The following is a 12,318-nucleotide window of genomic DNA, read 5'->3' as shown; positions in this document are numbered from 1 at the left end:
AGCAATTGCTGCGGTTATTTTCAAAATAGCAGGGCTATTTAACTAAGGTCATTTCATCAAGTAGGTAACCTGCGTTATCAACTTCTTCCATTAACCAAAGCATGTATCGAATATCAACGTGAATAGCACGGGTGATCTTGGCGTTAAAGTACCAATCTTTGGTGATTGATTCATAAGTCGAGTCAAAATTAAGACCCACTAATTCACCTTTACCATTCATGACTGGCGAACCTGAGTTACCCCCTGTGGTATCAGCACTGCTCAAAAAGTTGACTGGTACTGAGTTTACTTCAAGAGGTTTAGCCGCTTGTGGCTCACAACCAAAGCTGAATAAACTACAGCTTACACCTGGTAAACCTAAATCACCGCGATAGTACGCGCCAAACGCTTGCTTTTTGTATGCTTCAAGTACTTTATCGGTAACAACAAATGGCTTTTCGCCAGTGTGTTTAGCCACTAAACCACGTAGTGATGTAAATGGTGTTTTATACACAGCATCTGCTGCTGGGTAACCATCAACTTGTGCATAGCTTACGCGTAATGTGCCATTTGCATCTGGGTAAACTGGCTTACCTTTGGCTGTATTAAAGGCGATCACTGCTTGCATATATTGCGGACGAATTTCAGCTAAACGCCCCGCCATTTCTTTTTCGTCAGCTTCTTGTACCATGTTGGTCTCGTATAGAGCAACAGCAAGCTTTATGAATGGGTCGTTTGATGATTCAAACTCTGCAACAGATTTACCTATCCAGCTAACACGCGTTGCTGTATCTGTAAGTTCTGTTTTAACGTAAAAAGAAGCAATAATCGCATCAAGCTCAGCCTGTGTAGTGGTATCAGTGATACCTAAGCCATTGTTTAATGCCGCAACTTGCGCTGCCTTGTCTTGCGCTAAATAGTTACCTAAGTAGCTTAACCATAAGGCTTTATCAACCTCAGGCGTAAACTGTTTTTGTAATCGCTCTAAACGCGCTTTAAGCATTGGAAGATCGCGCTCTTGGTAACCCATTTCGCGCTCTGCATTAGGTTTTTCGCTCTCTTTTGCTAAGCGATATAAACGAATCGCGGTGCTTAGTAGATCCGCCTGTTTTGCATAGTCAAAGTAAAAGTGACTTTGTTGCTGAGCATGTGCATCAACTAACAATGACTTTAATGCGTGATATGAATCTGCGTACGCTTTACGTTCAGCACTTTGTGCAAACCAAGCTAGGTACTCTTGTTCTTGCGCAGCTTTAATACCCGGAATATCCGTTACTTTAAAGCCATCTTGTAAGCCTTCCAGTTTCTTTAAACGGTTGTTAGTGCTTTTCACACGAGAGGCATATTTTACTTGTGCTTGCTCATCACCTTTGCTCTGCTTGGCAATCACATCGAGAGTCATGTTGTAAGTATTAAGCAATGTTGGGTAATACCAACTCGCAGAATAATTTACTTCGTCTGCAAGCTTATAGCGGCTAGTACGACCCGGATAACCGGCCACCAGCACACCATCACCTAAGCTTACGCCGCTGGTGTTCACTTTTAAGAATGAAACAGGCTCATAGGGGACGTTATCTTCGCTATATGAGGCAGGTTTTCCATCTTTACCAACATAACCACGTACAAAGGTAAAATCAGCTGTGTGACGTGGGTATTCAAAGTTATCGATGTCACCACCAAAGTTACCCAGCGCTTCTGCCGGGGCATACACTAAGCGCACATCTTTGATCATCAATTGTTTGATCATGAAGTACTCTAAGCCATGGTGGAAATCACGCACTGTACAACGATAGTTAGGATCTGACTCACACTCGCTGATCAAGGCTTTGCGATTTGCTTGAATCGCTTCATAACGCGCTTTGCCGTGTAGATCTGCAGGTAGGTTACCCAGTACGCGCTCAGTGACATCATCCACTTGTTCAGTGACATACAAACGCTCTTGCGGGCCTGCTGGTAGCTCTTTTGACAAATCAGCTGCTAAAAAGCCTTTTTCAATTAAGTTGTTTTCTGGTGTGCTGTTATTTTGAATCGCGCCATAAGCACAGTGATGATTTGTTACCGCTAAGCCTTTTGGTGACACAAATGACGCAGAGCAATAGCCTAAACCAACCACTGCATTGAGTGGATATTGGTTAAGATCTGCCACTTGTGAAGCTGGTAATTCGATACCAACGCGGTCAAACTCGCTTTGTAATTGTTTTAATTGATGCGGTTGCCACTGCCCTTCATCAGCGTGCGCGCTACCGACAGCGACAACACCCATGAGTGCTAATGAAGTTGTAATCATATTTTTTTTAGTCATGTTAATCCTAGTCAGTGCAAAGCACTATTCCATTGTTGCCTGAAAAAATCGCGCTAAGACTACCATAACCTTGATTGACTCAAGACATATTGCGATTAACGACAGCTTGCTTAGTTAGCTGCCGCGAATTCATCGAAATGTGCTTTACAATGATTGTAAAACGCATTGGTTAACCGATTCATGGGCGTTGATGCCGACGTAATAAACCCATAGGTTAATTCTATTTTTGGTATAAATGGCACTAATTTCAGCGCGTCATCTTGGTACTGCTTAGCAAGCAACTCATTCACTATCGATATACCCACATTGTGCTTTACCAAAGTGCAGGCTGTTGTCACGGTATGCGTTTCAACACGTACATTAACACGGATATTATCTTGTAAAAAAGCATGCTCTATTTGCTTACGCGAATGACGGCCTCGACCTAATAACACCAAGCTTTCATCACGCAAATCTTGCGCTGTTAGCTGCTTTGCATCTGCAAATGGATGACTGCTTGATACCGCACACACTAAATGACTGGTGACAATGGGTTCACACCACAATCCCTCGTGATTTTCAGGAAACTGTATAAAGCCACAATCGAAGGCTTTATTTGCGACAAGCTCACATGCCCTGGCTGGACTATGACTATCTAAACTAATTTTTACATTCGGGTGTAATTTAACAAATGACGCCACTGCCTCCGCTAACGGACCTGCTACAAAGCTGCTCGGGGCAACGATATTAAGCTCACCAACATGTGATTGATGAATGTTCTTAGCAAGTTGCTCTACGCGGTACACACTGGCTAACGAAATTTCGATTTGTTTATGTAATGCAATTGCTTCATCGGTCGGAAATAATCGCGCTTTCTCTCTATAAAACAATGAAAAGCCAACGTTATTTTCAAGCTGAGCAATCAACCGGCTAATCCCTGGTTGCGTGAGTCCAAGTTGCTTTGCTGCCCCCGTTGCTGAGCCAGTTTTCATAACTGCATCAAAGGCTTCCATACTATTTAAGGTTATTTTTTGGGTGGTTTGCGTCGGTCCATTCATAACAATTTGTTATAGCTTGATGATGATATTTCATAATATTGCATAGCTTTTAGGAGTGAGTAAAGTGCTTAGCTGACAACAACAAAATAACTATAACCTCTCGGAGTGTAACAAATGGAATATTCAAGATTTAAGCATTCAGTGATATCGCTTGCTGTTGCTACAGCTTGTATGAGCACATCACAACACGTACTCGCAGAAGAAACATCAGCAGAAAAAAACGTCGAAGTTATTGCCGTCACCGGCTCGCGCATTAAGCGCCAAGAAGCAACAGCAAGCCCAGTGCAAAATATCGACTTAGAAGCCCTGCAGGCAAATGGTTCGTTATCACTCGGAGAGGCATTACAGGAGCTTCCTTCAGTAGGTTCAAGCCTAAATGGCAATGGCTCAGCCGGAACAAGTCACGGAGCATCAAGCTTAAATTTAAGAAACTTAGGGGCTAATCGCTCATTAGTATTGGTGAATGGCCATCGCTGGGTAAATGGTGCCGGCACCCGTGGTTTCCGTGATTTTGTTGACATGAATACCATTCCTCAAAATATTGTTAAACGTGTAGAAGTATTACAAGACGGCGCAACTGCGATTTATGGCGCGGATGCGATTGCTGGGGTTGTGAACTTATATACCTATGACGATTACGAAGGCCTAGAAGTCAAAACCAGCTACGGTGAAACATCTGAAGGTGATAAAGAAACCTTTAGTCTTGATTTGTTATCAGGCACAAATATTGGCGAAGCCAACCTTATGTTTGCAGCCAGCTATGTGGATCAAAAGCCAATTTACACCCAAGACCGTAAATTAACTGCGGTGCCGCTAAATGGCTTAACAGCATCAACACCTGAAGGTTATTTTGTTGAAGATAACTTAGCCGATGTTGTTGATTTTACAATTCCATCAGCAGGGATCACCCGCGATCCAAATAGTGATGGCAGTAGTATCGATAGCTGGCGTGCAGTTAACAGCGATGACACCTTTAACCGCTATTACAATAACTATGTTACAGGTCCGAGTGAGCGCTCATCTTTATATACACAGCTCGTCGTACCGATTGGCTCGGTAAACTTTAAAGCCGAAGCACTTTATAACAAACGAGAGTCTGATCAGCAGTTTTCACCTGCCCTTTCATCTATTCGTGGTAGTCGTGGCTTTGTCATAGTTGATGACGAAAGTGTGAACCCATTCGGGGTTGAGTTTTCGGGTAGCGACTTTAAACACAGCTCATTTTTTATGAACAATGGCTATCGTGTGAACGACCAAAAAGTTGAAACGACACGCTTTGCAATGGGCCTTGAAGGGGAAGTGTTTGATGATTGGAGCTGGGATACATTTGTGTCTTGGGCAAAAAACAAAGGCGAGTTTACCTCTAATAATCAAATGGATTTAGACAAACTAGCGCTGGGTTTACGTGCCTGTGATACCAGTGGAATTGATGGCGATGTGTCTGATATTGCAGTCGGTTGTGTGCCTGTTAATATTTTTAACCCACTGACCGAAGAGATGGTCGAGTACGTTAACTTTACCGGTCACGACAAAAATGAAGCCAGCCAAGTCGACTTTACGGCAAATATTACAGGCACCCTTTACGAACTACCAGCCGGTTACATTGGTGCAGCCTTTGGTATTGAATACCGAAAAGAAAAAGGTAAAGACACACCAGACAGCACAATTAACGCTGATCCTCGTATAAATACCTACAGAACCACTACCTCTTCGCCACGCGAAGGGACGATTGGTGAGTACGACTTAAAAGAAGCCTATGCTGAATTTAGTATCCCGTTGCTCGCAGATTTGCCACTTGTTGACTACCTAGAACTGAGCTTAGCGACACGTTACTCAGACTACAGCACCTTTGGCTCAACAACTAACAGCAAAGTGGGCTTACTTTACACTCCCTTTGAGCAACTGACACTGCGCGCAAACTGGGCTGAAGGCTTTAGAGCACCGTCAATTTTAGAGCTGTTTGAAGGGGAACGTTTGACCTACAGCGCTGTCACAGATCCGTGCTCAACAGATGCCAGCCTACCCGGTTGTAGCGGTGTACCTAGTGGCTACACACAACCGTTTACGAATGTTCAAGTAACCACGGGCGGCAACCGTCAGTTAGTGCCTGAAACCTCTAAAAATAAGACCGTTGGCTTGGTTTACGAATCTAATTTAATCGAAAATCTGAGCTTTAGCTTAGATTGGTACGAAATAAAAATAAACGACACCATCAGTGAATTTGGCGCACAAAACAACCTAGACTTATGTGCCTATCAAAATAAAAACTGCGACACTATTACCCGTGATAGCAGTGGTGAAATCCTTGATATTTTAGATGGCCCAGTCAACCTAAACGCAACTCGCGTTTCTGGGGTCGACTTTGTCACTTACTACAGCTTACAAACAGATCATGGTGATTGGTCGTTTAACGCCAATGTTTCTAAACTAAATGAATTAACCGAATACACGACCTTGTCTGATGGTTCTGTTGAACGTGAAGATCTAGCAGGCACAGCGGCTTCGAGGGAATCATATCCTGAGTGGCGCGGCACCTTCTCTAGCACTTGGAAACATGATGCCTGGTCAGCCAACTATAATCTCCGTTATATCGGTTCGACAACCGAGCAAGTATCAGGCGAACCACGCGATATTGGCTCTGTGACGTATCATAATATTTCGGGCGGATATCAGTTTGAGAATAACTTAGCGGTGAAATTAGGGATTAATAATTTAGCTGATAAGCAGCCACCCGCTTCATTGACTAATTTAAACATTAACTTTGATCAAAATACCTATAACCCAACGGGCCGTTATATGTATTTACAGCTGACTTACTCACTGTAATGAAAGTCGCGATGCCTGCCGAAGTGGCAGGCAACTTTATGAAGTAGTTAGGAGAATAACCTATGGAGCCGGCTTTCAGTTTATTAACCCCAAGCCAAACAGCAGCCTTACCGTTAGTGTTTGATTCACCACACAGCGGTATTCATTGTCCTGCGGACTTTAATACCCAAGTGCCTGTTGAATTTATAAAAACCGGTTGGGATGCATTTATTGATGATATTTGGCAACCCGTTGTAGAGCAAGGTGGGTACTTATTACATGCACACTTCTCGCGGATGTATATTGATCCTAACCGTGCCCCGACAGATATTGATCCCGAACTATTAGATACGCCTTGGGAGCTTTGTAAACCAACAAAGTACAGCGAGCGTGGTATGGGACTTATTCGTCGCTATGCCTTACCTGGCAAACCTATGTATGAAAAAGCATTGACGAAACAAGAGATTGCTCACCGAATTAGTCATTATTACAGCCCCTATCATCAACAACTCAATCAATTGCTTGATGATTTATATAATCAACATCAGGGTGTGTGGCATGTTGATTGCCATTCGATGAAATCCGTTGGAAATGGGATGAACATAGATGCAGGTGTGGCTCGTCCTGATATTATTTTGGGCGATAAAGATGGCACTTCAGCCAACGCTGAATTTGTTGATGTGATTGCAAAGGCATTTACCAGCAAAGGCTATAAAGTGGTAAAAAATACCCCTTATAAGGGCGGCTACCTAGTCAGTAACTATGCTGATGTAGCGCAAAATCGTCATTCGGTGCAGATTGAAATCAACCGAGCGTTATATATGAATGAACAAGCGTTTGAAAAGAGCGAAAACTATCAAACGTTTAAATCAGATGCGGCGTTTGTCGCAAAACAATTAGCGGCGTATGTGTCGGCTCAAATAGGACAATAATAATGAGCACGCAAAATCCCAGCACCAGTAAAAAGGGTATGAACCCGATAATTATATTGCTCAGTATTTTGTTTTTAGCCATGTTGCTAACATACGTTGTTGATTCAGGCTCTTACGATAGGCAAGGCAATGTTGTTGTAGCCAATAGCTACAAAGTTATCGAGAAAGATAAATCCCTCGGCAATTTATTTAATTATGAAAATGCAGATCAAATAAAAGCCGAACCCGTCAGTATTATTGGCGCATTTATGGCAATTCCAACAGGCCTAGAGCAAGGCGCTGGCTTGATATTTATGGTGCTTATTATTGGCGGTATGTTTGGTATCTTGACCAAAGCAGGCACGGTAGATGCGGGCCTTGAGCGGCTATTAAGCCTAGTTCAAGGCAATATTTATGTGCTGGTGATAATTCTTATGATCGCCTTTTCAGCAGGTAGCACCTTTTTGGGCTTAGCGTCTGAGTACCTTTTGATTATTCCTTTTATGGTTGGCATGGCCAATCGCTTAGGGCTGCCGAATATCATTGGTTTTGCGATTGTCTGTGTTGCCGTGAAAGCCGGTTATTTATCATCAGTGACGAACCCTTTACCACTCACAATTGCGCAACCACTGCTTGGTTTACAAATATTTAGTGGTGCAAGTGTGCGATTTTTCTTTTACCTGGCTTTTTTAGCGGTTGGTATTAGCTTTGTACTCTTAATGATCAAGCGTCATGGTTTTAACAATGCCCAAGTGCATTTTCATGCCGAGAAATTATCAACACGCCATGTTTCTATGCTACTCACACTGGCTGGAGGCATTGCATTATTAGTTTATGCATCAACCCATTGGCATTGGAAACATCATGCCTTAAGTGCTTATTATATTGCCCTTAGCATGGTGCTTGCCGCCATGTCTGGATTAACGGCAAACCAAGCGGCTCAAGCATTTGTTGATGGCATGAAAAAAGTACTACTTGCAAGCATACTGATAGGCGTAGCCACTGCGGTTGCTGTTGTTTTAAAGCAAGGCATGATACTTGATTCCATTGTGCACTTTTTGATGTCATTTATTGGCGAAGGCAATGCCTATGTAGCTGCCACAGGTATGTTTGTATCGCAATTATTGTTAGACTTTTTGATCCCCTCAACGTCAGGCCAAGCAGCAGTCAGTATGCCAATTTTAGGCCCAGTTGGTAGTTTAGCGGGTGTCTCTGAGCAAACCACGATAGTGGCGTTTTTATTTGGTAATGGCATCACGAATATTCTCACCCCAACGTCAGGAACTTTACTTGCGTATCTTGCGACAGCGCGAGTGGGATGGGGAGAATGGGCTAAATTTATTTTCCCATTGTGGTTGGTATATATCGTTTTAGCGGTGCTTTTATTGCAGGTTTCGGTGCTTATCGGCTTTTAAATAACATCAATACGGTTAACTATTATTGCGAGTTGATATAATGCCCCTTGTCAGCGAGAGTCATTAGAGCAAGGGGCATTAGCTTCGATTCAATAATTAAGCATTGGCTTTTAAAAAGTCATAAAGTTCATCTTTTAGCACGGCGCGTTGATGCTTCTTTTCATGCATATCCGCATCTTCAATCGGCGAATTTTGCAATTCAAGCTCACGAATTTCTTTATCCATATCATCATAACGCTGCATGGTTTTCTTGAAATGAGCGTCGTGTTTCGCGAGGCTATGGATTAATTCATTAAACTCAGGGAATTCATTCAATAACGAGTGTTTTTCGCCTAGCATGGGCAACTCCTTTAGCTAGAATTTAAGTTCAATTTCACTGTACCACTGCAACAAACAGAGTCAACGCAGCAACCTTGTCCGAGATCAATAATCACAACGATTCAGAAAATATAGCGTTTAAACTAGAACTATTCCTACTGTGTAGTCCTGTTTTAGTCACTGCATATGAACCAGTGTTTCATTTATATAAGAATAATTCCTAGACATAACTCATTGAATTGAGGATATAATAAAAATCTATGGAGGGATTATGCGAATTGGAATCATTGAAGATCATCAACTGGTTAGAGATAGCTTTAAAAAACTATTAGAGCTACAAGCCGGATGGCAAGTTGTCATAGAAGCCTGCTCAGTCACTGAAGCAAAACTTGCTGTTAACTTAGAGCAACCCCATGTATTTATTGTTGATATATCAATGCATGACGGTGAAAATGGGCTCGCATTTCTTGCTTATTTAAACACCTATTTCCCCGACATAAAAACCATCGTCGCCTCTATGTATGACTACGAACCTTATGTTAGCAACGCATTAAAACTCGGTGCTCAAGGTTATGTATCTAAACGCTCAGCATCTGATGCTTTGATTGATGCGGTTAATGCCGTCATCAATGGAGGGCGCTATATCAGTGAAGATGTGAAATTTAATACCACTTCCCCAGCAAGCAAACTTTCTTTCTTAACGCCAAGAGAGAAAGAAGCACTCCCCTTATTTGCTAAAGGGTTAAATGCTAAACAAGTTGCCCAACAACTTGATATGATGCCAAAAACAGCCCACGTACATAAAACGAATATATACAACAAACTTGAAGTCAGTAATTCATTTGAATTATTAAAAATTGCCATAGATTCCGGGATGATCACGCTTGATGAACTGGCATAAGCTCGTCTCAAAAGAGTACGCTTCACGTAGTTTTTTAACTGAAGTATTTAACCAGTTATTGGTGTTTGCGCTTTACTTTTTAGCCTTATTTTTATCCTCTTGGGTAAGTAATCATTTAGAAACCGTCACCCAAAGTAGCGCTATTTACCTGCCAGCGGGGGTGAAGCTTGCATTCTTTGTAATTTTGCCTGTGCGATTATGGCCAATGCTTTGGATTGCTTCTCGACTTTATGCGTCGTATTTAAGTGTCTATTACAATGGCGGATGGAGCTTTGATTTATTTCACGGCTTCTTCCAAGAATTAACCTATATGGCTATTGTCTACAGCTTTAAGAAAAGCCGCTGGCCGCCAAAAGTGACCTCTAATTCAGGTGCATTGTCGCTAATTTTACTTGCCGTTATTTCAGCTTCTTTTAAATGGTTTTTATTCTCGAGCGCTTTTGAATTCACAACCTGGTTGAAAGGCAAGCAAGTATTACAATATCAACTCAATATGACTTTAGGTGACCTGACGGGTACATTGTTAGTCGCTCCAGCATTATTGTTACTTAGCCAAAGTTATAGCCGTATGTTTTCTCGGCATCATGCGGTTATTTTATTAAGCTTATTCGCACTGGCGCTTATTTACATAGTGAGTTACCTAAATCACTCAGATCTTTACCCCTTGCTACGCCTATGCTCCCTTCTGCCGGTAATTTGGTTCTCTTATAAATTTGGCATTAAAGGGGCGATAGCAAGTGCCTTGGTAAGTAATGTGCTGATCGTTGCACAAGCAGGCCTCACACAAGATGCGACCAATACTTACATTAGCCAATTATTTATCTTAGCTAATTCCGTAACTGGCTTGCTAATCGGCACCGCCACTAACGAATTAAAGATCAAAAATAATCAGCTACAAGCCAGCAACGAAAAACTAACGGCGCTGCTTAAGAAAAATAAGCAGCTCGCTAAACGTATGGTGACTGTTCAAGAAAATGAGCGAAAGTACTTATCTCAAGAACTCCATGACGAATTAGGCCAAAATCTAACTGCACTTAAAACTGATCTGACAGTGCTTTCGATAGCGCAACGAAATAATGAAAATGCCCTCGTTGAAGGCCTAAAAGAAAATGCAAAAGCGATGTATGACTCTGTCTATCAAATTATGCATCACCTAAGACCTAGAGAGCTTGATGAGCTTGGGCTAGAACAAGCTCTTAAAGAAGGACGCTTTAAGTCTCTGCTAAGTAAAGCATCGATCAAATACATAGCTGAAATAAACTTAAATTCAGCAATATCAGATGAACATCAAACAGCTGTTTACAGAATTTGCCAAGAAGCGGTCACAAACTGCATCAAACACAGTACAGCCACAGAGCTAAGGCTCAGATTGGCGGCTCACGAACGTTATATTCGCCTTACGATTATGGATAATGGAAAAACCAAGACCACACAGCAGGAGTCTGGTGGTTACGGGTTATCATTTATTGAAGAGCGAGTTATTGCTCTTGGCGGTACATTCACAATTACTGAAATAGATGGATTTAAAATTGAAGTGTATTTTGATATTTGAATACAACTAGTTACCTTAAATAAACCTGCTTGGTAAGATATTTTTTCTTAATGTTCGCAAGCTGTATTTCAGCTTGATTGCCTATAAGCTGTAACAACAAGCCATGCGCTATTTCCCTTTCTCCCAACTTTGATTTAACTACAACTTCTTTACCAATTGCCCCTTGTAACCTCGGTTTAGGGAAGCTCGCTTTAGTTACTGGCTTTAGTCCTTCATTTTCAACAAACAAGTTAAGACAATGCTGCTTAGCGGCACTGATCCAGTCATCATTGGATTTAACAATATCAACGTTATTTAGAAAATGTATCAAGGCGCTATTTCGACTACTAAATTCACTCGAGACATCAGCCATATTTTTAACTTGCGCCCATTTTCGAATAACAACGTATTTGTCTTGCTTGAGCCTTGCTAAACTCGTCGATGCCCCCGTCATTCGGCTATACCATTCAATTCTGTAACAAGAAGAGCCCAAGCTATGAAGTAGAATAGTGGTATTGCCAAATTCCTTAGTACTTCCCTCAATAACACTCATTTTTAATCCTTTAAGTATAAGTAAATTAGATTTAAAGGATATAAAGAACAAGCCGTTATGGTAATGAGTGACTTTCTTAGTGTGGCTAAGAAAAATTCCTAGTTTGCAAATAATAATCAAACAACTTAAGAGTGCCCTCACAAAATAAAGAGCAAAAATTTCGACTTGGTTTGAAGGTTTCGCTAAGCATAGTTCTTTTAGAAAGCAAAAAGCCTCGGTAAATACCGAGGCTCTGAGTAATTTGCTAAGTCAGCCAATAAGCCGCTGTTTTGTATGAGCGGAGTGGATTTTCTTAATTTTGTGTCCATGCAATAAGCAAAAAGCCCCGCATTGCTGCGAGGCTTTTTATGTAATTTGGTGAGTCAGCCAATAAGCCGCTGTTTTATATGCGCGGAGTGAATTTTCTTTGCCCCAAAAAGCAAAAAGCCCGTAGCATTCACTACGGGCTTTAATCTAATTTGGTGAGTCAGCCAGTAAGCCGCTGTTTTATATGCGCGGAGTGGATTTTCTCCGCCTAAAAAGCAAAAAGCCCACAGTTTTCACTGTGGGCTTTCTTTAATTTGATG

At 41.8% G+C, this 12,318-nt stretch carries 9 protein-coding genes; 5 read left to right on the top strand and 4 right to left on the bottom strand.

The window, feature by feature from the left end; all coding sequences use genetic code 11:
• Nucleotides 1–34: 34 nt before the first annotated feature.
• Together C2M25_RS00620 and C2M25_RS00615 are read right to left on the bottom strand one after the other, a co-directional pair.
• The gene (locus C2M25_RS00620; protein WP_234003508.1) at nt 35–2,281 is read right to left on the bottom strand and encodes a S46 family peptidase; all 2,247 of its coding nucleotides are present in this window, start codon (nt 2,279–2,281) and stop codon (nt 35–37) included.
• Between the two features lie 110 nt (nt 2,282–2,391).
• Entirely contained in the window at nt 2,392–3,318 is a 927-nt protein-coding gene (locus C2M25_RS00615; RefSeq protein WP_063702656.1) for a LysR family transcriptional regulator, read from the bottom strand.
• Between the two features lie 114 nt (nt 3,319–3,432).
• Between C2M25_RS00615 and C2M25_RS00610 the strand changes: the two genes are divergently transcribed.
• The 3 genes from C2M25_RS00610 (at nt 3,433) to C2M25_RS00600 (ending at nt 8,449) form a co-directional block, all read left to right on the top strand.
• A complete protein-coding gene (locus C2M25_RS00610; RefSeq protein ID WP_105180129.1) occupies nt 3,433–6,144 on the top strand; it encodes a TonB-dependent receptor in 2,712 nt (903 codons plus the stop codon).
• 62 nt (nt 6,145–6,206) lie between these two features.
• Nucleotides 6,207–7,055, top strand: coding sequence for an N-formylglutamate amidohydrolase (locus C2M25_RS00605; protein WP_105180128.1), 849 nt, complete (start codon nt 6,207–6,209; stop codon nt 7,053–7,055).
• Nucleotides 7,056–7,057: 2 nt separating this feature from the next.
• Nucleotides 7,058–8,449 (top strand): YfcC family protein, encoded by a 1,392-nt coding sequence (locus C2M25_RS00600; protein ID WP_105180127.1) that lies wholly within the window; start codon nt 7,058–7,060, stop codon nt 8,447–8,449.
• Nucleotides 8,450–8,545: 96 nt separating this feature from the next.
• Here C2M25_RS00600 and C2M25_RS00595 read toward each other — a convergent pair whose 3' ends face one another.
• Complete coding sequence (locus C2M25_RS00595; RefSeq protein WP_063702664.1) at nt 8,546–8,788, bottom strand: YdcH family protein; 243 nt, start codon at nt 8,786–8,788, stop codon at nt 8,546–8,548.
• 250 nt (nt 8,789–9,038) lie between these two features.
• Here C2M25_RS00595 and C2M25_RS00590 point away from each other — a divergent pair, with 250 nt between their 5' ends.
• Complete coding sequence (locus C2M25_RS00590; protein WP_063702666.1) at nt 9,039–9,668, top strand: response regulator transcription factor; 630 nt, start codon at nt 9,039–9,041, stop codon at nt 9,666–9,668.
• Nucleotides 9,655–11,220 carry an MASE1 domain-containing protein gene (locus tag C2M25_RS00585; RefSeq protein ID WP_105180126.1) on the top strand — a complete coding sequence of 522 codons (1,566 nt, stop codon included), beginning with the start codon at nt 9,655–9,657 and terminating at the stop codon, nt 11,218–11,220. Before C2M25_RS00590 ends, C2M25_RS00585 begins: the two co-directional genes overlap by 14 nt.
• 10 nt (nt 11,221–11,230) lie before the next feature.
• Here the strand turns inward: C2M25_RS00585 and C2M25_RS00580 are convergent, their stop codons facing one another.
• The gene (locus tag C2M25_RS00580; RefSeq protein WP_063702884.1) at nt 11,231–11,752 is read right to left on the bottom strand and encodes a hypothetical protein; all 522 of its coding nucleotides are present in this window, start codon (nt 11,750–11,752) and stop codon (nt 11,231–11,233) included.
• Nucleotides 11,753–12,318 lie beyond the last annotated feature (566 nt).

This window comes from Pseudoalteromonas sp. T1lg21 (genome assembly GCF_002964625.1).
In the GTDB taxonomy this organism is placed as follows: domain Bacteria; phylum Pseudomonadota; class Gammaproteobacteria; order Enterobacterales; family Alteromonadaceae; genus Pseudoalteromonas; species Pseudoalteromonas gelatinilytica.
This window is presented reverse-complemented; position numbering and strand designations above follow the sequence as displayed.